Consider the following 26,040-nt stretch of genomic DNA (forward strand, 5'->3'; position numbering starts at 1 on the left):
GATGCTTCCATTGTGTTTATTGCTAATCATACCATCCAAGAGGGCAGTATTGCGTACAAGCTATCTTAACGGAATCTTAATTATGCATCGTCAAAGGGCCAGACGAGTTTATCTACTGGTAAGTTAGGGTTAGACGAAGGATAAGACTCATTCTGTACACTTAACTGGAAAGTATAACGATTAGCATTAACAGAAGGGATGTTGAAAATGATGCAAAGAAAGAATTGGAAGGTGCTTGCGATTGCCCTTGGAGCCTGCGTGATTTTGTCAGCTTGCGGCAACAGTAACAAGATTACATCCGAACAGGCGGAGCAGCAGTCAGTCGAACAGACGTCGAATAATGAATCGAGCGAGAATTCGAATCAGGAGCAGAACTCAAGTTCGGAGGCGAGCGTGACTATTACACCAGACAATTTCATCGATACGTTGATGAATGGTTCGAAAGATGCAATCTATAGTCAGTTTTCTCCGGAATTGAAGGAGGCGTTAACACTTGAACAGTTCAAAACTTCCGCCGATAATTTTTTTAAGGGCGTTAAATCGTGGGAGCAAGTGGTAGACGCCGAAGTGAATCATCTAAGGGAGCATGCATGGCAAGACGAAACAGGTACCAAGGGGCTTCGAGTTTATTTTACAGAAGATAATCAGATCGGTGGTCTAACTATTCAACCGTTGGAAGCACATGAATCCACGGATAACACATTCACCAAAACAGAGTTTCAGTTCCCGATGAAGGGGGAATGGTATGTATTCTGGGGAGGTCATAATGTACTGTCCAACTATCATTACGAGCATGAGACACAGCGCTATGCGCTGGATATTGTTCGGATGAAGGATCATTCAAGTTATCAGGGGGATGCGGCGGTTAATGAAAACTACTATGCTTTTGGTGAACCGCTCTATGCAGCTGCCGATGGTACTGTCGTCGAAATCAAGAATGATCTTCCGGACAACGTACCGGGTGTTATGAATCCGGAGGAGCCAGCGGGTAATTATGTCGTGATCGACCATGGGAATGGGGAATACAGCATCACAGGACACATCAAGAAAGGCAGTGTTACGGTCCAAAAAGGAGATAAACTCAAGCAGGGAGACCTCATCGGTGAGCTGGGTAATTCGGGTAACTCCAGTGAAGCTCATCTGCATTTCCAGGTATCTGACGGACCGGATCTGTTCACATCTCGCTCAATTAACATTCGTTGGGCTGACCAGAGTCAGCAGTTAACGCGTGGAAACACAATACAGGGACTCCCAGAGTGATGATTGAGTAACTCTCTGTCAGCATGTTAGGGATGACGAAAACTTCTCTTCTCCGTTATAATATCCTCTATGATAATAGAACGATCTGAAATGATGGAGGAATAGCGATGAAACTGGAAGATGTGCAGATTGAATATGCGCGCCTGGAGGACTTGCCAAGGATTGTGGAAATTTATAATTCTACCATTGAGGGCCGTATGGCAACAGCGGATTTGGAACCGGTGACAGTGGAGCAGCGTGTTCCGTGGTTCGAGGAGCATTCACCGGATTATCGTCCGCTTTGGGTGATGAAGCAGGCAGGTCATGTGGTGGCTTGGGCAAGTCTCAGCTCGTTCTATGGACGACCTGCGTATAATGGAACGGTGGAAGTTAGTGTATACGTGGATCAGCAATGTCGCGGAATTGGGGCCGGCGGACGTTTGCTCGAAACCGTATTTGCGGCGTGTCCTGCACTGGGCATTACGACCATTCTTGGATTTGTCTTTGGGCATAACGAACCGAGTCTGGGATTATTGCGCAAGCATGGTTTTGAACAGTGGGGATATTATCCCGAAGTGGCTGTGCTGGATGGCATGAATAGAGATCTGGCGATTTTGGGCAAAAAAATATAAGTGTCGTTCTTATTCCTGAAATAAGAACACGGAAAACCTCCAACCTAAAGTAATAGGATTGGAGGTTTTTTTGTCGTTCCAATATTGTGCTCTCTATGAGAAATGGAGGTGCTATTCATACACCAAGCTGATGTTTAATCCCTTGAATCTGTCCCAGGTGACGCTCCTCATGATAACTTGCAAAGTCAATCCATTGGATAAGATCCATCTCACCAAATACGGGATGAGGAAAGGACTTGCTGCGCAGCAGGTCAGGATCATGATCTAATGCAAAGTTATTTAACGCTTGGTGGGATTCGTCCAGGTCATTGCGTACATGTGCGAGTGCCTCAGGCGCTGCTGGAGGCTGAAGGTGGGGCGGTGCCTCAATGGAGCGGCTGCGGTCCAACGATAATTCATATGGTTTTTTGTCCACAGACACCGTCTGTTCCTTCTCGAGGGCCAGGCGGGCTTGTTTTCCAATGACATTTTCCATCAGATTCAGATGTCGTAGTACTTGCATAATACTCCATTGCTCGGGTGAAGGTTTTTGGTTCAATTGCTCTTCGCCTAATCCGGAGATGGTATCCCAAATTTGATTGCGTATATCGTCATTACGAGTAAACATTGTACAATCCTCTCCCTATAAATGGTTTCTATCATGATGTTCGCTGTGTATGTCCATTACCCCAAATGTGGATGCTTACTCTATAAGCATAGAGATTGGAATAAGTGAATGTAAAATGTAGCACTAATTAACTTTGTTAGATGAATTTAAAATGAAATAAAAAAAGCCATTCTTGATGAACGGTTCATTTCAATAAGTACCAACTCCAAAAAAAGATTGACGGGCAGACCCCGGCAAACTATAATCGGTAACAAGTAACTTTAGATGTAAGGAGTCCTGACATGATATGTTAGTAATCGACGAGGTGTATCACCATACAGCATTGCAAATATCATCGTCCGATTTATTGTACCTTATCGAACGGCTGAAGGTCAAAAAAGAAAAAGAGATTCAAACGCTCAAACAGAAGATCGAACAGTTCGAACAAAAGCGTCGAGCGGAAGAGATCGCTTATCAATCGTTGTCGACCGTACGCAAATGGTTTGCGGGACGCCCCGCATCCCATCATCAGGCAGTGGAATATATGGTTCAGGTGAAGGAACGTTTTCGCAAGATGGAACAGATTCGCAGACGTATACGTGAATTGGATCAGATCGCAGAACGAATTAAACATCCGGACAGCATTGAGCGTGACGAGATTGAGCTTGCGCCTGATACAATCCGTGAGCTCAGACAGCTTAGTGAAACGGAGGATGTACAAGCATGACTTTGGAGACGTTAAGCACCGGGATTGATACGGTCTGGGTCGTACTGAGTGCAGCGATGATTTTATTGATGGAGGGTGGATTCGCTCTGCTCGAGGCTGGCTTTGTGCGTTATAAAAATAGTGTGAACATTATTATGAAGGTTTTTGCAGACATTACGATTGGAACGTTGTTATTTTACGCTATCGGTTTTGGACTCATGTATGGTTCAGACGTTGGTGGTTTTATGGGTGTAACAGGATTTTTCCTGAATGGGGATTTGTCTCATCTGGACGTGCCGGTATCTCTGGAGACATTCTGGTTGTTCCAGGCGGCCTTCACCATTGCCGTTATTTCCATCGTTTCAGGAGCGGTAGCCGAACGGATCAACTTCCGTGCTTATCTTCTGTATATCATTTTGATGACGGCGATCATCTATCCAATTGGTGGACACTGGGCATGGGGCGGCGGCTGGCTTAGTCAGTTAGGAATGCAGGACTTTGCCGGTTCTGCCGTCATCCATGCACTGGGTGGATTCTCGGCACTGGCTGCCGCAATTATCATTGGTCCGCGTAAAGGCAAATACACGCCACTTGGCGTAAGTGCCATTGCACTCCCGAGCAATCTGCCACTGGCATCTGTAGGTGCATTTCTGTTATGGTTCGGCTGGTTTGGCTTCAATGCGGGTAGTACACTCAGCGCGACGGATGTAAGAATTGGTCACATTGCGATTGTCACGATGTTATCCGCGGCTTCGGGCGGTGCAGTTACGTTGCTGTACACGTTATTCCGCTTCAATCGTTCAGATGCACCATCGGTCATTAACGGTTCGCTTGCGGGATTGGTCGGAATTACGGCAGGCTGTGCTTTTGTTGGTGATGTAGCCGCGATATTCATTGGGGCCGTATCCGGCTTATTGATGATGGCTGCCACCAACTGGCTCGACCGTCGGCAGATTGATGATCCAGTTGGTGCTTTCCCGGTGCATGCCGCATCCGGAATGTGGGGCACGATTGCAGTAGGTCTGTTTGCCACCGATGGTGGATTATTCATGGGCGGCGGCTGGAGGTTGCTGGGCGTTCAGGCACTTGGCCTTACAGCCCTGGTCATCTGGGGATTCGCCATGACCTGGATCGGGTTAAAGTTGATTGGCAAAATTGTGCCTGTACGTTCAACAGAAGAAGAAGAGGATCTGGGTCTGGATATCAGCTATCATGGTGTGATGGCAGCTCATCAAGCCCCCGAATTCCTGGACGGTGAGGAGCATATGCGTGCCTACCAGGAAAATTCTTCTGATCCAAATCGTTAAATGGAATATTGGGTAAAGAAGTAGACTGACAAGGAATGTCAGTCTCTTTTTTCTATATAAATTGAACTACACATTTACACGAGGACGCAGAGGACAGAAAGAATCTGAAGAAGCGAAGCTAAAAGCTTTCTGCAAGAAAGCTGCTTCGGAAGCACACGGTTCGCCTACAAGCTTTCTGCAAGAAAGCTACATCGGAAGCATACGCTATCCCCGGATTTTTACCTTTGCAAAGGTGAATCTAAAAAATTCTGGGGATAACAGCGATCGGAAGGTTGTTCTGTCATCGGAGTGGTAAGTGTAAAATATTCTTAAGTTCAATTTATACAGAAGCAGGGAAAGACGTCTGGGCGGAAGAATATACAGGTGTGAACCTGAATATGTCTCAGCATAGGTGTATTGTCAAAAGGGGAGGATCTATATGATTAAGCCAGAACAATGTGAACGTCTGACCAGAAAAGCCCGTAAAACACTTGAGGAATATGGTTTGGGAGTTGCTGCCGATCTGCTGTTGTCCTCAAGCCGCTGGGGAATTCGCCTCGATGTATCCACACTGGACGAATATCGCAGAACAGGAAACTCACGTGTGGGTGGACATCCGGATTTGCCAAGTCGCATGGAATGGCCCGTAACACAAGAAGGAGTTCCAATGACTTTCCTGGCCCAACTGAACCTGGTGGATTTGTCGCCGTATACGCCGAATGATGGGCGCGGGACTTTGCCTGAACGTGGAATGTTATACTTTTTCATTGGCACGGATGAATCTGCTTGTCCCATTGAACATCGTGTGATTTTTGAGCCGAGTTCTCATAACCTGATAAGGCGAGAGCCTGAAGGTGATACCGCGCTGGATGGAGCCCCGTTTGTTGCACATTCGGTGACCGTGCTGCCTAATCTTGAGTTTCCTACATATGCATACATTGACGCCAACGCGCTGAATGAGCTCTCGCCGCTTCGGCTTGAGACCGATGAGACCGAATCGGAAGTAAGTCTGTATGACCGCTACCTTGAATTCGAGTCGAGCTGGAATCATCCAAGTACGCTGAATTGGGGTGGGATGTTTGGATATCCTGACGGGCAGCATCCGGATGCCGAGCATCGTGCCTTGTTACAGATCGCACTGGGAGAAGAGTACGATTATAATGAGCAGGAGTGTGAGAAGAAGCTGACCAAGCATTACGGCGGTGATGAGGATCGGACATGGCAGGAACTATCCGATACGCTGCTGCTGTTGAAGATAGATACCCATGATGCTATTGGTTTCCAATGGTGGGATTGCGGGGAACTGCAATTTTTCATTCGCAAGTCTGACTTGGAGGCTGGACGATTCGAGCAAACGTATTGTTCGTTATACTCAAGTTGAGCAAAGATTTGAAAACAAATAGGCAACAAAATGTCCTGAATCCCGTCTATATGAAGGAGGAAGGACTTTTTTTGTTCGTAGATTGTTATATAAATTGAACTAAAGAATATTTACACTGCACACTCCGATGACAGAACAACCTTCCGATCGCTGTTATCCCCAGATTTTTTTGATTCCTCTTATAAAGGGGAAATCCGGGGATAGCGTATGCTTCCGATGTAGCTTTCTTGCAGAAAGCTTGTAGACGAAGTGTATGCTTTCGAAGTAGCTTTCCTGCAGAAAGCTTGTAGCTCCGCTTCTTCAGGTCCTTTCTGTCTTCTCCGTTTTGTGTAAATGTTTTGTTCAATTTATATAGATTTGGGGTATAAATTAGGGAGGGATATCTTGGTTGATAACCGATCATATGTTCTGTATAATGGGATAAAAAGGAAGTGTAACTGTTGATTCAATCTGCGTTTAAACATATTGACGTGGCTGTAACATCTTTAATCGATATATGTGATCAGCTGTCGGAAGAAGACTTGGCTTTGACTCCAATTGAAGGTAAACGACCTGTTGGAGAACTACTAGCTCATCTGTCTGTGATCTGCCGAGCGGATGTTTATATTTCCGAAGGTGCATCGGAAGAAGAGATGGCTCAATTCTATGCAGAGAATCAGCTGCATTCGCTCCGTGAGATCAAGCAGGCTCTGATTGATAACCAGATGTATCTATACCAACGGTACAGGCAGTTTAACACGGAAGAGTTATTACATGTGACGGATTCGTACTGGGGAGCTTCCTATAGTCGGCTGGAGTGGTTACTTGAGATTATGGGGCATGTATATCATCACAGAGGACAATTGTATACGATGCTGACCCTGACGGGCAAAGAACCCGAATCAGTACTTTTTAAATAGAAAGGTATTATTCACTACGAGACATAAGGTAATGATAGAAACGGATAGAATACATATAAGCATGTTACAGGATAAACAGCAAACTAAAGTGAGATTAGAACGACTATACTACACGCTATAAGGAACAATGGAGGATTCTGGTGTGGTGTGGATCCGGCAGGTGAAGCCGGAAGAGACACATGAGAAGATCACGATGATTTTCGCAGTTTCATCCCTCGGTGGTATACTTTGAACAGGTAAGGAATTATGGAAGGGAAAGGAATAATGCCGTGGCACAGCCAGCAACCATTCTGCTTGTGGATGATGAGCAGGAGATTATTAAACTGATGGAAATTTATTTTGGCAACGAGGGTTATCGGATTCTCACCGCGAATGATGGGCTTGAAGCACTGGAACAATTGAAAAAAGAGTCGATCGATCTCATTATTCTGGATGTCATGATGCCAAATATGGACGGAATCGAAGCTTGTATGAAAATTCGGGAAGAGCAGAAAATGCCGATTATTATGCTGTCCGCCAAAAGTATGGATATGGATAAAATCACAGGGCTAAGCATCGGTGCCGATGATTATGTGACCAAGCCGTTTAACCCGCTTGAACTTGTCGCACGGGCGAAATCCCAGCTGCGCAGGTATCATACCTTCAATGAAGGTCGGGAGAACAAAGAGCACGAGTGGGTTATTGATGATCTGGTCATAAATACCGATACACATGAAGTTTGGGTGGATGAGCAGCCGGTTCGTCTGACTCCGCGTGAATTTGCAGTTCTTGAATTACTGGCTCGTCACCAAGGTTCAGTACTTAGTATGGAACAGATCTATCGTCAAGTCTGGAAAGAAGAATTCATGGAGTCGAATAATACAGTCATGGTACATATTCGCAAGATTCGTGAGAAGATTGAACTCGACAGCAAACACCCCAAGTTTATTCAGACCGTATGGGGTGTTGGTTATAAGATGATCAAACCGCAATAAACATGTACATTCACAGGATGTCGTGTAACATGAACACATTCAGGGAGTTCCTACTATGAATTCAAAGTTGATTAATACAGTCCGATGGAAATTTATCTATGCATTTCTGCTGAGCGGTATATTAACTGCAGTTATTTTGTACGGGGGTAGTAAGGTGGGGCAGACCATCCTGGAAGCTCAGACGTATCCGGATTATTCCATTCCAGCCCAAGGGATCAGGTGGTTGGTGAATAATATCGGTTCGGTGCCTTTGATGATTGTGGTAGGCGTGCTTGGTTTTGTGCTGTTTTTTTTCCTGTTCTCACGCAAGGTGATGCGGGTCCTGGATGAAATTACGGCGGGGATTCAGGAGGTTGCCAAAGGAGAGTTATCCCATCGCATCGAAGTGAAAACCTCGGATGAATTCGGAGTCGTTGCTGCAAGCATTAATCAGATGGCTGAACAATTGCAGTTATCGCTTCAGGAAGAGCGTAATGCAGTTGCTGCCAAAAACGATCTGATTACGGGGATATCACATGATCTGAGAACACCACTCACTTCTATTCTGGGATTTCTGGAGTACATCGAGAAGGATCGCTACCAAGATGAGATTGAGATGCGCTATTACGTTAGCATTGCCTATGAGAAATCCTTGACCCTTCGCAAGTTAATTGATGACTTGTTCGAATATACGCGCGTGAGTGGCGGGAGCCTTCCGTTATCTCTGCAAGCGTTGAACCTGAATTCGTTTCTGATGCAGCTGGCTGAAGAGTTTGCTCCCATGCTGGAGGATGCTGGCATGACCTACAAGATCATCGGCGGGCAAGACCCACTATGGATACAAGCTGCTCCGGGGGAGCTTGTAAGAGCATATGAGAATCTGTTCAGCAATGCCATTCGGTATGGTTCGCAAGGTAAACGAATGGAGATTGGGCTGGCCCTTGAAGGTAAAGAGGCTGTAGTCCGCATCAGTAATTATGGTGATCCGATTCCGGCACAAGATCTGCCACATCTATTTGATCGATTCTATCGGGTAGATAAATCCCGTTCCCGCGATACGGGAGGTACCGGTCTCGGCCTGGCGATTGCCAAATCGATGATTGAATTACATCGAGGAAGTATCGTTGCTTACAGTGAAAATGGCAGAACGGATTTTGTTACCCGTTTCCCTGTAACCGTTGCTTCACCAAGTACTTACTCAGAGGAATAAAAATTAAGAATTTGGTAAGAAGTTAACCACTATCTCATTAAGAAATATTCGGTATTCTACCTCTATTACCATATTATTGTATAGAGGGGGATACCGAATATGAAGTCTCAATTCAGTACAGTAAGACTAAGATACATATACATTGGAGGAGCAAGCGCGTTACTGAGCGCAGCGCTCCTTTTTGTCGTTTATCACGTGCTACGGTTTGCCCACAATCACATCCTTCCAGATGCAGCACGGATAACGCGTATGATGAACTGGGGAATCAACCATATCGGAACAAAGCCGCTCTTTATCTTCATTGGAGGAGCCATGTTTGCGATCTTTTTCTGGATTCGATCCCAGAAGATTGCGGAAGATCTCAGTCAACTTGCACGCGGAACAGCCGAACTTGCATTGGGCCACAACCCTGGAAGAATTGATGTTCTAAGTGGTGGTGAACTACGACAAATTGCTGCCAATCTGAATGTAATTACGTTTCTCCTGCATGAGGAAGGGCTGAGCAGATCAGAACCGAAACATGAGAGAAGAGAGGTAGAGGGAGCGTTTATTCAGCATGAGCAACCCGGCCTTCAGCAACATAATGAAGAAGACAAGGAGAACACTCAAACTATTTCTACACAGGTTGACCTACCGATAAAACTTACTCTCTACGGTATTCAATCTTCTCTGGATGAGATTATCCAAGGGCGGTGTCAGGACGAGATGGAAGTTCAGCATTGGGTCAAGTTGGCGTATGAACAGACATTGCTGCTTCATCATGCTCTGGAGATTACACAACGAGATAGACAGGAACACGAAGTTTCAATTGAACGGGTACACAAGGAGCCTGAATGTTGAAACACGTGAGCAAGCGATGGATGTATTACGTTTTTGATGCCGCAGTGGTTGTAGTTTTGATATTGACCCTTTTCTATCTCTATCTAATTACTTATGGCGAAGGAATGCTTCGCAATCGTCCAGAGGCCATGCAGGTGGCCTCTTCAACCATTATTATGAATGCAGAGGGGACCGAAATTTCGAGGTTGCATACGCAGACCAAAGGGTATTCCGAATATGCTGAACTGAACGCTATGCCAGATTTATTAAAGATGGCTTTTTTGGCTACAGAAGATCGACGTTTCTACAACCATGATGGACTGGATTTCATCGGACTTGGCAGAGCCATTATGCAAGACATCTTACATATGAATCTGAGTCAGGGAGGAAGCTCCATTACGCAGCAACTGGCAAGAAATCTGTATTTGAATGGGGATAAAACGTTGAGTCGAAAGGTGAACGAGATATCGATTGCGATGGCCCTGGAGAAGAAGTATAGCAAGGATGAAATTCTGGAAATGTATCTGAATCAGATCTACATGGGACGCCAGCAGTATGGTGTAAAAGCGGCAGCCTGGCGGTACTTCGGAATTAAGGATATGCACCAATTGAAACTATGGCAGATTGCTACATTAGCTGGAATGCCCAAAGGTCCATCCATATACAATCCAGTAGATCATCCTGAACTTTCCAAACAAAGACGCGCCGTTATCCTTGGACTAATGCATGAACAGGGACTCATTACACGAAAGCAGATGCTCCAAGCCCGTGACGTCGATTTCACGCCGCCTGAAACCGTATTGAATGCAACAACTTCACCGGGCTTGAGCGAGCCCGCATATGTGTCTGCCGTGGATGCTGTGATTCAGGAGGCTTCTCGGCTCACAGGTAAAAGTGAAGCAGAGATTCAATCGGCAGGTTGGGTTATTCAAACTGGGCTAGACGAACAGGCACAACTGGCGATGGAAGAAACATTTGCAGACGCTACCCGATTCCCCGATGATCGCCAAGACGAGCAGGTCCAGGCAAGTATGGTTATTATCGACCAGCACAACGGTGAAGTGAAAGCGATGATGGGTGGACGTAATCCTTTAAAAGGGGGCATCAACCGGGCGATTATGGATGCAAGGCAGCCAGGTTCATCTTTTAAACCGATTATTGCATATGGCCCTGCGTTGGAGTCGGGGAAGTTCAAGCCAGAGAGCATACTACCGGATAAACGCATGCAATATGGCAGCTATCAACCTTCCAATCTCGGTGGGCGTTACAGTGGTTCAATAGCCATGTCCCAAGCCTTGCAAAAGTCTATCAATGCCCCAGCCGTATGGCTGCTTCATGAGACAGGACTGAACGATGCACATCAATTTGCGGCACGACTCGGTATTGAACTGGGGAAAGAAGATCTAAACCTCTCAATTGCCTTGGGAGGTGTGCATCAGGGAGTGTCGCCAATGAAGATGGCGCAGGCCTATACGGTGTTTGCGAATCATGGCAAATTGAATACAGCCCATCTGATACGCGAGATTACAGATTCACAAGGACGGACAATATTTGCTCATAAGTCGGAAAATAAGCAGGTAATGTCCTCCAGTACGGCGAATGCCATGACCAGAATGCTGCAAAATGTAGTCAGTCAGGGAACAGGAAGTCGTGCACAGTTAGGTCAGCATAAGGTAGCGGGTAAAACGGGAACAACACAGGCTGCATTACCTGGTGTGGGAAGAGAGGCCAATCGGGATCTGTGGTTTGTGGGCTATACGAGTAACTGGACTGCGGCGGTCTGGATGGGATTTGATCATACGGATGAAGAACATTATATGAGGTCAGGAAGTGGTGTTGTAGCGGAGTTGTTCGCAACAGTGATGAGACGTGCTACCCAATAGAATGTAAGAGAGAGACCTTAGTCGATGGTTCTTTCCTTCTTTTGGATAACACAGAAAATAGCTACTAATGTATAATATGTGTCTTATCTATCGTAAAAGGAGGCTGAAATGAACTATAAATATAGGAACTCGGATACAGATAAGGATATGAACTCGTTGCAATCCAAAACCGGTATCAGACCGGAACGGCCTGGTATCTCCGGATTGGGCGGATGGCTTATTTTAATTCAGATCAGTCTTTGGCTTGCGCTGGTGTTTCTCATCTCGGATGTATCGCAGGTGAATGTCATCATGGACCCTGCCAGATGGGAAGTAGACCGTGGTGTCGATCCTCAGATTTACACGGATATGATCCGTCCACTCCTGTGGTTTGGTTTCATAAGCAGTACCATTCTATTGATGATCGTTATCGTGAATCTCATTCTTTTATATAAACGGAAGAGACAGTTTCCGCGTATGATGATGGTGATGTACCTGATGAATGTGATCATAAGCATCGTGACGTGGATTCTGATTGCGCGCAATGAAATCCCAAGAGAACAGCATGTGCTTGATGCAACTCCGGCTTTTCAGCTGATCGTACGATCCATTCTGACGTGCTGTATCTTCATTCCATATTTCCTAAAGTCGGTACGTGTGAAAAATACGTTTGTGAAGTAAAAAGGATGGATTTAAAACGTGATACATAAGGCCCGTAGGTATACAAGATTTTATCCTGTATGCTAACGGGCCTTACGTGTGTTGAATATGTGAAAAGAACGATTATTTCGATGATGATTTTGCCCGAAGTGAGGCGGGAATTCGGCGTATCATCTGGTTTAATACCTCGGACAACACGAGGCCTACGGCAATAGCGCCGGATAACATGAGTGCCTTGGCGGCCATCTCCATAGCGGCACTGTAGTCATTTTGCACAAAACTTCGCATTGCATTATACGCCAGTCCACCAGGAACGAGAGGAATGATGCCTGCGACGCTGAAGATGATGACGGGTGCGCGAAACATGCGAGAGAATACCTGGCTGATGACACCTACGGCTATGGTCGCTGCAAGTGTAGCAGGAACCGCATCCGCTGCATATTCAAGCACGATATAGATAATCCAGCCGATCATGCCGACAAATCCACCGTGGAGCAGCATGCGCCGTGGTGCGTTGAAGATGATCCCAAACGCGGCTGAGGCGACAAAACTGGTCAAGGCTTGTTCAATAAAATGGAGCATATCCTGCATTCCTCCGTCTTACATAAAAAGTGAAAATACAACTGCAATGCCTGTACCTATAGCAAAAGCAGTCAGAAATGCCTCGGCTCCCTTGGATAATCCGGAGACGAGATGTCCGGCCATCAGGTCGCGTACAGCATTGGTAATCAGCAGCCCCGGAACCAGCGGCATAACCGAACCAATGATGATTTTATCCCGTTCATGACCTACTCCTATATAGATCAGGAGAAAAGCGAGTAAGCCAATGACAAAGGATGCCGTAAGCTCGGCAAAGAATTTGACCCGCACCAACCTGTGAAAGGCAATAACGGCTGCATAACCTATGCCCCCGCAGATTAACGCCGGAAGAAAGTCGCTCCAGCCCCCGCCAAACATAATGGTAAAACAACCACTGGATAACGCTGCGGCCGTAAGCTGCACAGCCGTTGAATAGGAGGAGGGCTTTCCTTCGATCTGTATCAACAGATCATGGGCTTCCTGAGCGGATAGCTCACCTTGCCCGATGCGGCGGGAAACCGCATTCACCTCGGACACCTTGTCCAGATCCGTCGTACGTTCGGAGATACGAATGAGCTTGGCAGGTTCGGTTGCATCAACAGAGAAGAAGATGCCTGTCGGAACAACGTAACTGTGCGAATGGGGTAAGCCCAGCGCAGCTGCCATACGTTTCATCGTATCTTCCACACGGTAGGTTTCACCACCGCTTTGCAGCATGATTTTGCCTGCGAGCAGACAGATTGCAATCACGCGGGATTGTTCAGTAGGATTGCTGCCAATCATACCCGTCTCGGCTTGTGATACGGGTGATGAATCATGACGTATGTATTCCAACCGGATCAAGCTCCGTTTCATATGAGATATGGGGTGGTGCGACACCATTGTATCATATTTCACACGCTCGCAAGGAATCATACCGCACCATCGCCAAGACGATAAAAAAGCCTCGTTCCCAAGACTTGAAGATCTCAGGAGCGAAGCTTCTTGGAACAGGTTCGGATATAGAAGTACAATACCACTACATCAACAGTGTGATAACCAACAATTCATACAGCACAAGCGGCAAAATCGTTGGTCCAAACAAAGCGCGCGGTTCAGGATATTCATGCATCGGGGTAACCTGGAGATACAAAATTCCCCGGTCTGCACTGATGACGACACCTTCCCACACTTGCCCATCGATATTCTGGACTTGTACCTTCTTGCCTATATGCTGCCGAGCTGTATGATGAAGCATATTCCGCACATTTTGCACGGATTGAAGCATCGGTTGATTGGCTTGATACACGACACGCGTGGATGGCGTGGATGTAGATTCAGACATGATGCACAACCCTTCCTCAAAATAAGTTCTTACTTCAAGGTATGCATCTGCCTATAAAAGGTGATTACACAAACGCCATCTCAAGGCTCCCGTGTCCATTTTCATAAGCGACTTTGCCTAATGCTCCATTCACAAAGGTGAGCTGGGGTGGAACATGGCCGAGATCCACATCGTACAGTACAGGGACATCCAGATCCCCAAGTGCAGAGGATAGGGCATCGGTAAAATTAAAATCCGCTGTATCGGAATAACCCGCAGGTCGGCCGAACATGAAACCTTTTACACCTGCAAACCAGCCAGCCTGTTTCATCTGCCACAGATGACGGTAGATATCCCCCGCATTCATCTCACAGCTCTCCAGATACCAGATGGTACCTTCGACTGCACAGTATTGCTCCAGATAGGATGTAACAGGTGCATACGGCGTGCCAATCAGACTGGAGATCGTATCCATACAGCCGCCGATCAGCCGACCGGAGAACACCACATCTGTGTCTGCATCTTCCGAGTGGCCGAGCTGTTTCCAGCGCGAAGGTGTATCCAGGTTAAATCCAAGAGATTCCGGTTTCCATGCTGATTGATAATGTGTGGAAGACGATTGTGTGATCTGTCCGCCGTATTTGGTCTGTAACACATCAATCCAGCGCGCAGTCACGGGATCGAGGGCGTTTGATCTTAGATCAACATAGTTGGTGCCATGTGCTGATGCTGTTCCGGTGATCAGGGTATAGGCGAACAGGAACGTACTGATATCCGAATATCCCATGACCCATTTGGGCGGCAATGTTTTCAAAGCTTCCCAATCCAGCAGGGGGAGGATATCCATCAGAAATTCCCCGCCCCATGGAGGGATAATGGCTTGAATATTTGGATTGCGGAAAAATTCATTCATCTCTGCAGCGCGTTCCTCTTTGGAGGCACTCACACATTTGGTGTTGTGGCGGAGCGATGGGCTTTCCAGCACGCCAAAACCAAGGCGCTCCATATTGCGTTTGCTCTCCTCAAGATAATGGTGCAGGGATTCGCCAACACCGCTGGAGGGTGCTGCCACACCGATGGTATTTCCCGGAGCGAGTGGCTGCGGATAACGGATGGAACGTTGATTCATATCTAAACACACCTTCCCTATGAACATCATTGCTCGTAATAATGAATGTTTCCATTATATAGAATATTTGCGATAATCACAGCCTACTGGTAGAAAATTAAGGATTAACAGGGATGTCCAATGAGAAGGGAGACTTTACTTTCATCGGATAGGTGGAGATGTTCATTTTCACTTCCCCTTTTAATTTGGCTCCATTTTTGATAGTAGAAGAAACAATCGTATGACTGTCATCCGTTCCCTCTCCACTACTCCAACTGGAGCCAGGGACTTCATATGACTTCCCTGTACTGTCTGTAACTTTCCTGAAACTTAGAACGAACCCACCGTCCATCCTGCCAGCAACGGAGAAGTCAATAATTAGATCTTTGCCTTCGACCTTGCTGCCTACCATCTTCAATCCAGGTGGTCCACCTGTAATCCGGTGTGACTTCAGATCAAGGGTAAGAGCCAACTCATCTTTATCCAATCCGGAGAAGCCAGATCCCTGTAACGTCAGCTTTTTCGGTATGGAGAAGTACATGCTTTCGAAGTAAATGGAACGTTCATCCTCACCGGTTGAGGTATCTGTTCTCCACGCGCGGCCTTGCTCATCAACCAGTTGAAGATCGCTGAGGCCAAATACCTTCTTGGTATTTTTAGGATCAAAATTCACATCAAGCACAAGACGTGTTGGATACATAGTAGCCTGTTTCACATCAATACGCTGTCCATCCACTGTTAACGTCTGATTCACAGGAATGACCTTTTTCATGCCTTTGGTAAGATTCTTTTCTACCGGGAACGTTATTTTCCACTTTTCTGCACGCGTTGTATCTCTGGCCTTAAACACGACGCTCAGCTCTTCAGGAGGAGAGGTTCCATCCGTGAAGATCACGTCTATCATATTCTCATTCACATTCTCGTCTGGTGAAGGTGTTGGATAAGCGTGAGTAAACGCAACTGGAAGATCTTTACCGTTCTCATCGAGCAGATCAATATCATAGTTGAATTTCTCCGAATCTTTCATACCTTTCATCGTGTAAAAAATAACCATACGTGACTCGTCTGTGATAATGCCTTCAACGGTCAAGGAAGTACCATCATGCTCGTCGGTGACACCGACCTGCTGTAAGAGGGACTTATCGATGGCCATCATTAATCCTTTGTCCTGGCGAATCATACTCACAATGCCCTCCATTCCGGGCAATTGCTCCACGAAGGATGCAAAAGCGGGAGAGACACGGATACATCCGGTAAACAGCAGGATGAAGGCCGCTGCCGAGATGGAACTCATGTACCAGCGCATCCGGGATTTTCGCTTACGGGCAGCCTGGCGAATTCCGGATTCAACAGCTTGATAGGCAGCATCCGGTATAGGCATTGTTTCGTACTCCGTCTTTCGAGCATTCAGACGTTCTTCCAATGTGTCGAATGAGTTTTGTTCATCCGTCATGAGGATACATCTCCCTTCGTTTCAAGTTGATCACGGAGCTGTCCGAGTGCCCGATGTAATCGAGATTTTACGGTTCCTGTCGGGATTTCGAGAATATCGGCAACTTCAGTTAAGGAGAAACCTTCGAAATAACTCAGGATAATAATCTGTTTGCAATCCCGGTCAAGGGTGGATACGGCCGCAGCAAGATCGGGGTCCGCAGGACGATCCCAGCTGCTGGATTCATGAATCTCGGTGACGGGACTGAACCGACTTTTGCGTTTGCGTTCGTCCGCACAGTAGTTGAGCAGAATGCGGATGAGCCAAGTGCCGAAGTAGGATGGTTCTTTTAATTTTTTGAGTTTACGGAACGCCCTGAACGTTGATTCCTGAATCGCTTCGAGCGCATCACCTTCGTTATGCAGGTAGGCATAGGCGATACGGTACAGTTGGCTCTGATGTAATTCCATTAAGGCTGCAAAAGCCTCGGCATCCCCTTTTTGTGCGGCGATGGTGAGCTGAATAGGGGTCACATGGCTCCTCCTTTCATGGATATGTTGAGTATTAGACCGTGTAAGGCGTCAAACGGTTCTTATTTTCTTAGAAAAATATGTATGTACCTGATTTCTATAGAAGTTGAACTACGTATGTATACGAGAACGTAGAGGACAACAAATAACCGTCAGACCTTCTCTTTGTACTCCAAAAAGAGTCCTGACGGTTATTCGCGTATTACTCACGTTATCTAATCATTATTGCTGATGTGCTGTAACGGCTGCTCGCAGACATGAAGCTGTAGACGTGTTACCACGTTCAAGTGAAATCTCTAGTGCGGTCTGGCCTGCTGAGTTTAGCGCGTTTGGATCAGCTCCATGCTGAAGTAACATCTCGATAAGTTCGATCTGATCCGTATGAAATGCTGCGGAGTGCAACGCATATTGTCCATCGCTGTCCAGAATACTTGTGGATGCCCCATATTCGACTAAAAGTTGGATGACTTCTGGCGAACGTTCTCCGGCAAGTGCGGCATGCAGTGCAGTATTGGACGGAATAAAGGAAATCTTGGAATGAGAAAGGGCGTTAACATCCGCTCCATGCTCCAGAAGAAGACGAACTACTTCTACTTGTCCATAATGAGAGGCATATCCCAGCGGAGTTAACCCATCCTGATTTTCAGTATTGGTGAGTTCCGGGTGAGAAGCGAGCAATAAGTGCAGGTTGGCCAAATCTCCAGACTGTGCAGCCTGAAATAATTGATTAATCTGTTCTGCATGATTCATAAAGGAATACCTCCATCTGATGAGATACTGTAATTATAGATGTTCCTCTTCAGAGGTTCTTCTTCATAATCACCTTTTTGCCCGCAGCTGGGAAGGAGAGTTATGGAAGCGTCTAGTGAATAATGAACTGAACGAACCGAGGCTTTCGAAGCCCACATCATAACAGATATTGGTGACAGACCTGTCCGAATCTAACAAAAGCCCCTTAGCAGCCAATAGTCTGCATTCAGTCAGATAACGATGGGGTGAAGTACCAAACAACTTTTTATAACTGCGTAGAAAATGATTCACGGATAGTTGTGCAGCTGCTGCAGTCTGTTCTAGCGTTAACGGCTGATCATAGTAGGCGGAGATATACTCATGCCCGATATACACTCTTCGATACAACTCTTCTCGGGTTGAACGTCTGATCATATCCAGTTCGTTGATCTCTTGCTGAATGTTACGGTGTAGATCCAGCATGTGAACAGCAAGCTGATGAAGCTGCTCCGCCATTGCCCAGGAATCCAGCGTGTCTTGACTGTACAGGTTTCGCAAATGATTCAGGGCTGCGCCAAGCCGATTATCTATCGCGTATGTACGTTCTACCCATTCCATCTTGCTTGAGGGTGAATAACTATACGGCTCATCAAGTAGCCGAAGATCACTGGTAATTAGATTCCGACCAATCTCTTCCACATAACCGGGAGGGAAGAAGATACAGAAGGATTCAACTGGAGTAGATGAATCAATGTGAAGACTATATTCCTGGCCCTCATTCAGAAGCAGATAGTTCTCATTATTGACTGCGAAGTGACCGCGTCCCGCTTCATAGAGCGTTTTTCCGTTACGGAATGTTTTCAGTGATAACGAGCCGCTGCCTTTCCAATCGAATTGGGAACTCGATTCATGCAGAATGAAGGGTACAGGTCGAGGAAGAGGAATCTCCAACACTTGCAAGCACCTCCAAGCTTAATTCTGGTTAAACATCTTCTTCACAGCTTCCAGCCCAGGTACCGCAAAGCAGGCGAGTGGAGAGGGCAAATCATTCAATGGGAACCAGCCGATCTCACCGATGGCTCCGCCTTCTTCCAGATTACGAGCATGACCGCCAATCACCTTGGTGGAATAGAGCACGGATATCCAATGTTCCTTCTGTTGTGGCTGGATCGTCTCCGCCGTGCAGAGCAGACTGTCAATGGCGATATCCAGATTCACTTCCTCCTTGATTTCACGGATGACGGCAGTTTCGAGTGATTCATAGGGATCGACTTTCCCGCCGGGAATACTCCAAGTATGCTGTTCAGGCTGACGATTCCGCCAGGCGAGAAGCACTTCGCCCCGTTCATTCAGGATGACCGCACCTACGCCGATGCGAGGTGAAATTTCAGATTCACCTTTTGGAACAGAACTTAATTCCGACATTGACAGCGCAGCTTGTTCGTTCCCATTACGTTGTGAAAAACAACCCGCTACCATATCCCCAGATTCAGGAGTACGAGTAGACTGGAATGACAAGGGAAGCCCAGCCTGTGCGGACCATTCTTCAGCAAGAATACTCATTGAGATCAGGTCATAATGCATGCCATCCCGCAAAACTGCTGAACGCTGGCGACCCTCTTCCCGGAATCCGGCTTTTAGGTACGCACGTCTCGCGGCTTCATTGTATTCAATGACTTCCAGTGCAATCCGGTTCAGGTTCAATTCGTGGAAGCCATATCGAAGAATCAGAGCCAGAGCGTCGCTTCCGTAACCTTTACCTCGATCATTTTCTTCGCCGATACCAATGGCCAGACGAGCCGACCGATTGTTCCATTCAATTCGGTAGAGGGCTGTGAATCCAATGAATCGGTTACCCTCCAGTGTACGTAATGCAAATTCAAATCCGTTGTCTCGGCGGACAGACGAAGAACCCGTTTCATCCGGCGTTAACGGGATCGCGATATCGGTATCCATGTTGCGCAAATATTCATAATCATCTGTGAAGCGGGAGAGACGCATGCAATCTTCCGGGCATGGGGCCGCTAATCTGACTTTGGAACCTTGAAAACCATTTAAATGACGTGGAGACATGTTGCACCTCTTTTGTTCGATATGAAATCAATCGTTTCTCCCCATTATACTACGAACAGGAGAGGATACCGAAAAATGGCACCAAACGAGCTACACTCAGGGAAAAAGATCATAAAAAAAAGCAGCCGTTTCGGGCTGCTTGTACATTCATTATTTCAGATCATTCAATAAATTCTTCATTTTTTTGTAATGTCCACTGACCCGATCAACCATGTAGTTATACATGAGCTGATTCTCCGAAAGATTCGCCATTTCCTTGTCAATGTCAACGTTATTGTTGTTATTGTTCATGGCTGTTTCGTTGTTTTCGACAATTCGGTACTGTACGATCGAAGAATTGGGATCACTGATAGGAAAGTGTTTGTCATGAGTCCGCTTCATGGCGAGCTGATCTGTTTTGCCATTTTCAACGATACGTCTCAGCTCTTCCTGAAACTCTACCGTTTTCTTTTTGTAGTTAGGCGTGTCTGCATTGGCTATGTTGTTGGTAATGGCATTATGCTGTGCAGTAAGCGCTTGTAACAGTGATTCGTTACGTCTTGTCGTATTCGTTTCGATCACGGGCTCAGTCTCCTTCACTGTAGATTGTACAGTTACTTCTATAATAAGAAATAAAGTTGCACACTGTCAACATAACAAAGAAAAAGACAAGCACATGCCGGAGGTCCCCCGAAAAGAAGAACCCTGCCTTCATGAAATCTTGTCTTAGATTTTGCCCTCATGGATCAGCGTTGAACAACCTCTTTAAGAGGGACGATTAATATTTTTGCCGTAATAGATCTCGTCCATCTCCAGCTTCAGCCATTCTGTAATCTCCTGTTGTTCCTTCTTGCTGAGCTTATCCTTGGTGTACCCAAACAGATAATTGTCGAGATCGAATTCCCTCAGTTTACATTTGGTATGAAAAATATTCTCCTGATAGACGTTCACGTCAATCATGTCAAAGCTGCTCTTGATCTCATCCGGAATATAATTCTGAATCGAGCCGATCTCATGGTCAATGAACAGCTTGCGTCCGCTCGTATCCCGCGTAAAACCACGCACCCTGTAATCCATCGTCATAATGTCCGTATCAAAGGAGTGGATCAGATAATTCAGCGCCTTAAGCGGTGAGATCTCACCGCAGGTGGAGACATCGATGTCCGCACGGAAGGTACTGATACCTTCACTAGGATGGAATTCAGGGTAGGTGTGCACAGTGATATGGCTTTTATCCAGCTGCATGACAACGTTATCGGGCAGAGGGCCGGGAGATTCATCGAGTGATTCTTCGGGGATCTCCACGATTGGACCTTCCGAGACAAGCATCGTAACACTCGCACCTTGAGGCACGTAATCCTGCTGGGCGACATTCAGCACGTGGGCTCCGATGATGTCGGAGACGTTGTTCAGAATTTTACTCAGCCGGGCGGCGTTATACTGTTCATCAATATATTCAATGTAAGCTTCGCGTTCGTCTTTGGTTTTGGTATAACAAATGTCGTACATATTAAAGCTGAGCGACTTGGTCAGGTTGTTAAATCCATGCAGTTGAATGCGCTGCTCTGGCGTAATTGTCATGGTTGCAGTTCCCCTTATCCCATACGACATATCATCGCAGTTATAATACTACTTATACCCAACCTGCCTCGAAAAAAAACATATGTACGTCATTCGAAATACGATTTTCCTCTGATCACAGCTATGCATGAAAGGACTTCAGATGATCTACATTTTTTCAGAATGAAGAATCGTCGAAGTCCGCAATATCGTTCATGCGCTCATCCTCAGCTACAGATTGAATATCCTCTGAAGTGACACTGATGATTGTATAGTCCTCGTTCTGCTGTTTCTTCACGGCTTTTTCCTTCACAAAACGGGGACTGCCTTCACCGGCATCTTCGTCATATACGAGCAGAAGACCGTCGCTTTTACGCAGCAACAGGTCATCCCGTGCAGTGAACTGCCACGGCCCGATATAAGGTTGATTGCTAATCGCACCGTAATAGTCCACACCCGAGAGGATGGAACGGTAATACTCCTGCTTGTCTTCTTTCCATTGCTCCTCCGGGTTCTGAAAGGCAGTGATGATCGACAGTTTCAGATGTGGATACGTCTTCTTCAGATCAATCACCACTTCGCAGGCCCACAGGTCCACACCGTATTGTCCCGGCGTCAGCACCCATTCCAGACCATCTTCGACAAGGGAAGTAAGACGGGAGGAGATGGCTTTTTTGATAAAAGGAATACCTTCATGCTTTTGTCCAAAAATCTGCAATTCATGTGCCCGGTAACCGGTGATTAACAGGTTTTTCAGTGTCCGTTCCTCCTTTCAGGCATGATCAATCGATCAGTGAATTTTCTATATATGCACACATTAGAGGTGCAGTTATTTCGCAGGTGGAGTTTCTGCACGGAACGGATACAGGAATGGCTTCGGAATATCCGTTTCAAATGACATTAACTCATCCGTTGTGGGATGGATAAACGAGAGTATACGTGCATGAAGTCCGAGACGGCCAAGGTCTCTTGTGCGTGCGCCGTATTTTCTGTCACCGGCGATCGGATGTCCGAGATCTTCCATATGCACACGAATCTGATTTTTACGCCCTGTCTCCAGACGCACTTCCAGCAAGGAGAACTCACGGTTCGATTTCAGACGTTTGTAATGTGTGATGGCATGTTGTCCATCATTCGGACGAGAGCTGGAATACATTTTCAGCGTTTTGGTTTCCTTCAACCAGGAAGAGATGGTGCCTTCTTCTTTGGCTACTGAACCTTCAACAAGGGCAACGTAGACGCGGTCCTGCACATTTTCTTTCCAGTTGTTTTGCAGCTTCTGCTGCACCTCTTCACTTTTGGCAAACATCATCACACCCGATGTATCCCGATCCAGACGATGGACAACAAAGATCCGGTTGAGCGGATTGGTGCGGCGCACATGCTCTGTCAGTTGGCGATAAGCCGTCAGGTCGTCCGTCTTGTCAGCGGCAATGGACAATAGTCCGGCTTCCTTGCGGATCACAATGATATCATCGTCTTCATGCAAAATGTTAATACCCGTCAAGGATGGAGCAGCGACTGCACCTTCTTTTCGGATGTAGACAATCTGACCTGGCGTCAGCGCTTCATTAAACTTGGTTACAACCTTCTGATCCACGGATACCTGTCCACGACCCAGAATGGACTTCACTGCGTTCCGTCCTGATTTCAAATGCTGCAACAGGAAGTTCAACAGTTCATCCGGTTCAGTTACTTTGTACTGGCGTGGTGGTTCCTGCTTGCGATAGTAGGAATTGCCTGGTCGTTTGGTTGCGCTGGCATTTTTGGGTTTGTTGCCTCCAGCTTTCTTGGGTGCACCCGATGATTTCGCGGTTATTGGCTTCTTATTCTCCTCCGTATTGCGTGATGCGGAAGCACCTGATGTTTTGGCAGATGAGAAGTTGGACTTGCCGGAACGTGCTGAAGATGAACCTGTATAAGATTTCCCCTTGGCCGAGGCCGATGTCTTGCTGGTTGGACGTTTGCGTTTATTCATGAATAGTAATCTCCTTCTGAACAGCCTGTACCGCTTGTGTGCATACGATCCGTTCATTTTCGTTATGCAGTTCAATATACCATTAACAGTCGACAAATAAAAATAGGTTCATACAATCTGCTATACATCCAATCATAAGAGTAGTGAGATTCATAGGATAGGGTATCCCATAGCATTGGAGGTGTTACTCATGGGCGTGTTTCTCGATATGAGAACTTCGATGAACTCGGCAACCGTAGGACAGCCCGGTTTGTCACTGTCAGATTCCCCGACAGCTTTTGGCACCATTGGTCTACAGACGCAGGGTGTGGTGAATCCCATTATTACGTTGAACGGGACAGTAGGTGTTACGGGAGAACTGGGAGATACCTTTGTTGTGGAGCTTGTGCGGGGTTTTTTATATGATCCTTTCTATATCATCTACCGTGCTGAAGGTACGATTGGACAGAACGGAGGTGCCGAATTCCATTCGTTCACAGCTCAGGATCTGTCTGCACCACCAGCATTGGAAAGTGTGTATACTTCGTTCATCTCGGGGGTGTCCACAGCAGTAAGAACCGGGCCGGAGATGTTATACGGTATTGCAGCCACCGGTTAGTAGTGAAAGGCGAAATATTACAGGCAGAGTGCTTCGTCATCACTTCTGTTGACGGCAGAGTTCGCTTCATACCCCAGAGACGCAAGACAATGCATCGATAGGTTTCGACTAGCGCTCAGCAAGAAACCCTCGGCTTAAGCAGTCGGGGGTTTTTGCCGTACAAGCATCTGCACGTTTCAATACAAATCATGAATCTAAAGTTTGGAACTGTCCAGGATCAATTGGCACGGCCTTTCAGAATGATGTTGTTGGCTTTGCCAAAGTCGATGGCAACTTTGCCTGCGAGTGCAGCTGTTCGCTCCGCAAGGATAACCGCATTGACGCCACAGGAGAAGAGAGCGACGTCGAAGGTATGTTGATTATTCTGAATCCAATGCAGCGTTTCATCCATTTGATCATAGCTGTCGAAGGGCAGGGCAGTCACAATGTTCAGATTATACGGATCATGTTCGAGCATGACACGCAGTGCCTCAATCTCACGAGTAACGAGTAACACACGGTTGCCTGCAAGCATCTGCCAGAAACGCGGGTTCTGCGCCAGTTCCCGATTAACACAGGCGTGACAAGTCATCGGAGGAGAGATGCCAAAGTGTGCAAATACCATGTCGGTCAGGGGTCTTTTGAGATAATCGGGAGCATTAATGGTGCTGTCACCACGAGGAAGAATGCCCACGATATCGGCACGTTGCAAGGAAGCGGCGACTTCATCCCGTAGTTTCGGGTTGGGAAGACGAAGTCCCTTTTGCCCTAGGTTGGCTTTCTTGGCCCAACGCTCCTGAAGGACCTGTTCCGTGGGCCATACGGTTTCTTGAGACATGACGATATTCTCGCCGTCACCGACTCTTACAAGAGACAGCGGTTGGTGTTCCAGAAGTGCCGCTTCGAGCTGATCAAGCACACCTTCCATTTCAAGATAGATCGAATTCATCTGATGGGTTGCCTCCTTTGAAAATTGAACTGTTCTATTCTATGTTGCGACTACCGTAACGATATGTACGTTCGACCCAAAGGGCGCCATCTTCGGTTGTATATCAATCTATTTATATGAAATTTAGTACATCTGTCGGTACCGCTTCTATCAACGTTTCATACGATATAGAGTGCTGGATTCACAAGCGAGATGTCGCTTGTAAGCGATCAGATAGATAGAAGATGGTCTTCGTAGGAAGACGGCATCAAAACTATGAAAACAGTCTGTATCCGGTAAACGGAACTTGTAGCGTTCATGAGGAGGCATGTTATGTCCAGGAAAGTTGTGATTGAGATTAACTTTAACAATTACGGGATGGACCCACAGCGATTAACGCGGGAATGGCTGGAGCGTCGGATGAGCATCTTCCGCACGTTCACATTGCATTGCCTGAAGGCGCAGACGAATCAGGATTTTCTCACAGTGGTGAAGTTGTCCAAGGAATCCGGGGAATTAATGCAGGAGATTCTGGCGGGTCAGGAGCCGCTTCCTTCCAATATTCGTTTTGGAACCAATATGGAGAGTGTGCGTGCCATTTTGGCGTTTGCCAATGGTTCGGAGCAACTCTATATTGCCCGTCTGGATTCGGATGATTTATACCATAAAACCTTTGTTCAACAGCTCTACGATATTCAACCACAGCAGCAGACGATGGCATTGATTAACCAGAACGGATATCTGTGGGACAGTGTGAATAACGAGATGGCCCCAGCGTTTCACCGTTCTCCACAGTTCTATGTCTACTTATATAAGACAGCCGAATACGCAGCAGGATACCGGGTCAAGCTCCCGGGCAGAGGTACACATGGCAATGTCATTGAACTGCCGCACGAGCTGCTTGCTCCGCGCAATTATGTCAACATCGTGCATTCGAGCAATACTTCAACCAAAAAGGTACCGCCCAAAGACCGGTTAAGCCGGGATGAGATGGCACAGGTACTACGCGAATTCATGATCTGATCAGGGAG

28 protein-coding genes and 1 pseudogene are annotated in these 26,040 nt (G+C 46.7%); 13 read left to right on the plus strand and 16 right to left on the minus strand.

All coding sequences use genetic code 11. From position 1 onward, the window contains the following. The first annotated feature begins 207 nt into the window (after positions 1-207). The gene (locus tag V6668_RS07605) at positions 208-1,260 is read left to right on the plus strand and encodes a peptidoglycan DD-metalloendopeptidase family protein (RefSeq protein ID WP_165789915.1); all 1,053 of its coding nucleotides are present in this window, start codon (positions 208-210) and stop codon (positions 1,258-1,260) included. Positions 1,261-1,367: 107 nt separating this feature from the next. Then, entirely contained in the window at positions 1,368-1,871 is a 504-nt protein-coding gene (locus V6668_RS07610) for a GNAT family N-acetyltransferase (protein WP_100527921.1), read from the plus strand. Between the two features lie 115 nt (positions 1,872-1,986). Here V6668_RS07610 and V6668_RS07615 read toward each other — a convergent pair whose 3' ends face one another. Then, positions 1,987-2,478, minus strand: coding sequence for a DinB family protein (locus tag V6668_RS07615; RefSeq protein WP_100527922.1), 492 nt, complete (start codon positions 2,476-2,478; stop codon positions 1,987-1,989). 286 nt (positions 2,479-2,764) lie between these two features. Between V6668_RS07615 and V6668_RS07620 the strand changes: the two genes are divergently transcribed. The 9 genes from V6668_RS07620 (at position 2,765) to V6668_RS07660 (ending at position 12,254) form a co-directional block, all read left to right on the plus strand. Beyond that, entirely contained in the window at positions 2,765-3,184 is a 420-nt protein-coding gene (locus tag V6668_RS07620) for a hypothetical protein (RefSeq protein ID WP_100527923.1), read from the plus strand. Continuing rightward, the gene (locus V6668_RS07625) at positions 3,181-4,470 is read left to right on the plus strand and encodes an ammonium transporter (RefSeq protein WP_100527924.1); all 1,290 of its coding nucleotides are present in this window, start codon (positions 3,181-3,183) and stop codon (positions 4,468-4,470) included. Before V6668_RS07620 ends, V6668_RS07625 begins: the two co-directional genes overlap by 4 nt. A gap of 418 nt (positions 4,471-4,888) precedes the next feature. Next, positions 4,889-5,830, plus strand: coding sequence for a DUF1963 domain-containing protein (locus V6668_RS07630; protein WP_100527925.1), 942 nt, complete (start codon positions 4,889-4,891; stop codon positions 5,828-5,830). Between the two features lie 440 nt (positions 5,831-6,270). Further along, complete coding sequence (locus V6668_RS07635) at positions 6,271-6,729, plus strand: DinB family protein (RefSeq protein WP_083684499.1); 459 nt, start codon at positions 6,271-6,273, stop codon at positions 6,727-6,729. A gap of 269 nt (positions 6,730-6,998) precedes the next feature. Continuing rightward, the gene (locus V6668_RS07640; RefSeq protein ID WP_026081203.1) at positions 6,999-7,703 is read left to right on the plus strand and encodes a response regulator transcription factor; all 705 of its coding nucleotides are present in this window, start codon (positions 6,999-7,001) and stop codon (positions 7,701-7,703) included. A gap of 55 nt (positions 7,704-7,758) precedes the next feature. Further along, positions 7,759-8,892: a HAMP domain-containing sensor histidine kinase gene (locus V6668_RS07645; protein ID WP_338708067.1), complete on the plus strand. Its 1,134-nt coding sequence runs from the start codon at positions 7,759-7,761 to the stop codon at positions 8,890-8,892. A gap of 99 nt (positions 8,893-8,991) precedes the next feature. After that, on the plus strand, positions 8,992-9,732 hold the full coding sequence (locus V6668_RS07650) for a hypothetical protein (RefSeq protein ID WP_338708068.1): 741 nt from the start codon (positions 8,992-8,994) through the stop codon (positions 9,730-9,732). Further along, positions 9,726-11,594: a PBP1A family penicillin-binding protein gene (locus tag V6668_RS07655; protein WP_338708069.1), complete on the plus strand. Its 1,869-nt coding sequence runs from the start codon at positions 9,726-9,728 to the stop codon at positions 11,592-11,594. Before V6668_RS07650 ends, V6668_RS07655 begins: the two co-directional genes overlap by 7 nt. A gap of 108 nt (positions 11,595-11,702) precedes the next feature. Next, positions 11,703-12,254 (plus strand): DUF2569 domain-containing protein, encoded by a 552-nt coding sequence (locus V6668_RS07660; RefSeq protein ID WP_338708070.1) that lies wholly within the window; start codon positions 11,703-11,705, stop codon positions 12,252-12,254. A 102-nt stretch (positions 12,255-12,356) separates the two neighbouring features. On the opposite strand, the gene V6668_RS07665 is transcribed toward V6668_RS07660, so the two are convergent. The 14 genes and pseudogenes from V6668_RS07665 to V6668_RS07730 form a co-directional block, all read right to left on the minus strand. Beyond that, complete coding sequence (locus V6668_RS07665; protein WP_036610676.1) at positions 12,357-12,815, minus strand: threonine/serine exporter family protein; 459 nt, start codon at positions 12,813-12,815, stop codon at positions 12,357-12,359. Positions 12,816-12,833: 18 nt separating this feature from the next. Continuing rightward, a complete protein-coding gene (locus V6668_RS07670) occupies positions 12,834-13,595 on the minus strand; it encodes a threonine/serine exporter family protein (RefSeq protein ID WP_338708912.1) in 762 nt (253 codons plus the stop codon). A gap of 235 nt (positions 13,596-13,830) precedes the next feature. Next, positions 13,831-14,136, minus strand: a complete 306-nt coding sequence (locus tag V6668_RS07675) for a hypothetical protein (protein WP_338708071.1) — start codon at positions 14,134-14,136, stop codon at positions 13,831-13,833. 64 nt (positions 14,137-14,200) lie between these two features. Beyond that, positions 14,201-15,244, minus strand: a complete 1,044-nt coding sequence (locus V6668_RS07680) for a S66 peptidase family protein (RefSeq protein WP_338708072.1) — start codon at positions 15,242-15,244, stop codon at positions 14,201-14,203. A 97-nt stretch (positions 15,245-15,341) separates the two neighbouring features. Next, entirely contained in the window at positions 15,342-16,676 is a 1,335-nt protein-coding gene (locus V6668_RS07685; RefSeq protein WP_338708073.1) for a DUF4179 domain-containing protein, read from the minus strand. Then, positions 16,673-17,188: a sigma-70 family RNA polymerase sigma factor gene (locus tag V6668_RS07690; RefSeq protein WP_036669291.1), complete on the minus strand. Its 516-nt coding sequence runs from the start codon at positions 17,186-17,188 to the stop codon at positions 16,673-16,675. The genes V6668_RS07685 and V6668_RS07690 overlap by 4 nt, the downstream gene beginning before the upstream one ends. A 219-nt stretch (positions 17,189-17,407) precedes the next feature. After that, entirely contained in the window at positions 17,408-17,935 is a 528-nt protein-coding gene (locus V6668_RS07695) for an ankyrin repeat domain-containing protein (protein ID WP_338708074.1), read from the minus strand. A 69-nt stretch (positions 17,936-18,004) separates the two neighbouring features. Next, on the minus strand, positions 18,005-18,868 hold the full coding sequence (locus V6668_RS07700; RefSeq protein WP_338708075.1) for a helix-turn-helix transcriptional regulator: 864 nt from the start codon (positions 18,866-18,868) through the stop codon (positions 18,005-18,007). Positions 18,869-18,886: 18 nt separating this feature from the next. After that, positions 18,887-19,339 carry an NUDIX domain-containing protein gene (locus tag V6668_RS07705; RefSeq protein WP_338708913.1) on the minus strand — a complete coding sequence of 151 codons (453 nt, stop codon included), beginning with the start codon at positions 19,337-19,339 and terminating at the stop codon, positions 18,887-18,889. 159 nt (positions 19,340-19,498) lie between these two features. Continuing rightward, a pseudogene (locus V6668_RS07710) lies at positions 19,499-19,987 on the minus strand (GNAT family N-acetyltransferase); the annotation flags it as partial. A 150-nt stretch (positions 19,988-20,137) separates the two neighbouring features. Next, entirely contained in the window at positions 20,138-20,548 is a 411-nt protein-coding gene (flgB, locus tag V6668_RS07715) for a flagellar basal body rod protein FlgB (protein WP_036610664.1), read from the minus strand. A gap of 183 nt (positions 20,549-20,731) precedes the next feature. Continuing rightward, positions 20,732-21,547, minus strand: a complete 816-nt coding sequence (gene speD / locus V6668_RS07720; protein ID WP_036610662.1) for an adenosylmethionine decarboxylase — start codon at positions 21,545-21,547, stop codon at positions 20,732-20,734. A 157-nt stretch (positions 21,548-21,704) separates the two neighbouring features. Next, complete coding sequence (locus V6668_RS07725) at positions 21,705-22,283, minus strand: DUF1273 domain-containing protein (RefSeq protein ID WP_338708914.1); 579 nt, start codon at positions 22,281-22,283, stop codon at positions 21,705-21,707. A gap of 72 nt (positions 22,284-22,355) precedes the next feature. After that, complete coding sequence (locus V6668_RS07730) at positions 22,356-23,504, minus strand: RluA family pseudouridine synthase (protein ID WP_338708076.1); 1,149 nt, start codon at positions 23,502-23,504, stop codon at positions 22,356-22,358. 190 nt (positions 23,505-23,694) lie between these two features. Here V6668_RS07730 and V6668_RS07735 point away from each other — a divergent pair, with 190 nt between their 5' ends. Next, complete coding sequence (locus tag V6668_RS07735; RefSeq protein ID WP_076327225.1) at positions 23,695-24,102, plus strand: hypothetical protein; 408 nt, start codon at positions 23,695-23,697, stop codon at positions 24,100-24,102. 217 nt (positions 24,103-24,319) lie between these two features. Here the strand turns inward: V6668_RS07735 and V6668_RS07740 are convergent, their stop codons facing one another. Further along, entirely contained in the window at positions 24,320-25,030 is a 711-nt protein-coding gene (locus V6668_RS07740) for a GT-D fold domain-containing glycosyltransferase (protein ID WP_338708077.1), read from the minus strand. 312 nt (positions 25,031-25,342) lie between these two features. On the opposite strand from V6668_RS07740, the gene V6668_RS07745 reads away from it, so the two are divergent. Continuing rightward, positions 25,343-26,032 (plus strand): glycosyltransferase, encoded by a 690-nt coding sequence (locus tag V6668_RS07745; RefSeq protein WP_076327223.1) that lies wholly within the window; start codon positions 25,343-25,345, stop codon positions 26,030-26,032. Positions 26,033-26,040: the final 8 nt, after the last annotated feature.

The sequence above is a fragment of the Paenibacillus amylolyticus genome (assembly GCF_036894225.1).
In the GTDB taxonomy this organism is placed as follows: domain Bacteria; phylum Bacillota; class Bacilli; order Paenibacillales; family Paenibacillaceae; genus Paenibacillus; species Paenibacillus amylolyticus.

Coding starts and splice junctions, on each gene's coding strand:
- V6668_RS07735 (WP_076327225.1), top strand. CDS start 23,695: ATGGGCGTGTTTCTCGATATGAGAACTTCGATGAACTCGGCAACCGTA.
- speD (WP_036610662.1), bottom strand. CDS start 21,547: ATGACAATTACGCCAGAGCAGCGCATTCAACTGCATGGATTTAACAAC.
- V6668_RS07610 (WP_100527921.1), top strand. CDS start 1,368: ATGAAACTGGAAGATGTGCAGATTGAATATGCGCGCCTGGAGGACTTG.
- V6668_RS07670 (WP_338708912.1), bottom strand. CDS start 13,595: ATGATTGGCAGCAATCCTACTGAACAATCCCGCGTGATTGCAATCTGT.
- V6668_RS07740 (WP_338708077.1), bottom strand. CDS start 25,030: ATGAATTCGATCTATCTTGAAATGGAAGGTGTGCTTGATCAGCTCGAA.
- V6668_RS07745 (WP_076327223.1), top strand. CDS start 25,343: ATGTCCAGGAAAGTTGTGATTGAGATTAACTTTAACAATTACGGGATG.
- V6668_RS07730 (WP_338708076.1), bottom strand. CDS start 23,504: ATGAATAAACGCAAACGTCCAACCAGCAAGACATCGGCCTCGGCCAAG.
- V6668_RS07685 (WP_338708073.1), bottom strand. CDS start 16,676: ATGACGGATGAACAAAACTCATTCGACACATTGGAAGAACGTCTGAAT.
- V6668_RS07675 (WP_338708071.1), bottom strand. CDS start 14,136: ATGTCTGAATCTACATCCACGCCATCCACGCGTGTCGTGTATCAAGCC.
- V6668_RS07650 (WP_338708068.1), top strand. CDS start 8,992: ATGAAGTCTCAATTCAGTACAGTAAGACTAAGATACATATACATTGGA.
- V6668_RS07620 (WP_100527923.1), top strand. CDS start 2,765: ATGTTAGTAATCGACGAGGTGTATCACCATACAGCATTGCAAATATCA.
- V6668_RS07665 (WP_036610676.1), bottom strand. CDS start 12,815: ATGCTCCATTTTATTGAACAAGCCTTGACCAGTTTTGTCGCCTCAGCC.
- V6668_RS07660 (WP_338708070.1), top strand. CDS start 11,703: ATGAACTATAAATATAGGAACTCGGATACAGATAAGGATATGAACTCG.
- V6668_RS07695 (WP_338708074.1), bottom strand. CDS start 17,935: ATGAATCATGCAGAACAGATTAATCAATTATTTCAGGCTGCACAGTCT.
- V6668_RS07655 (WP_338708069.1), top strand. CDS start 9,726: ATGTTGAAACACGTGAGCAAGCGATGGATGTATTACGTTTTTGATGCC.
- V6668_RS07605 (WP_165789915.1), top strand. CDS start 208: ATGATGCAAAGAAAGAATTGGAAGGTGCTTGCGATTGCCCTTGGAGCC.
- V6668_RS07615 (WP_100527922.1), bottom strand. CDS start 2,478: ATGTTTACTCGTAATGACGATATACGCAATCAAATTTGGGATACCATC.
- V6668_RS07625 (WP_100527924.1), top strand. CDS start 3,181: ATGACTTTGGAGACGTTAAGCACCGGGATTGATACGGTCTGGGTCGTA.
- V6668_RS07705 (WP_338708913.1), bottom strand. CDS start 19,339: ATGTCGGAATTAAGTTCTGTTCCAAAAGGTGAATCTGAAATTTCACCT.
- V6668_RS07630 (WP_100527925.1), top strand. CDS start 4,889: ATGATTAAGCCAGAACAATGTGAACGTCTGACCAGAAAAGCCCGTAAA.
- V6668_RS07680 (WP_338708072.1), bottom strand. CDS start 15,244: ATGAATCAACGTTCCATCCGTTATCCGCAGCCACTCGCTCCGGGAAAT.
- V6668_RS07645 (WP_338708067.1), top strand. CDS start 7,759: ATGAATTCAAAGTTGATTAATACAGTCCGATGGAAATTTATCTATGCA.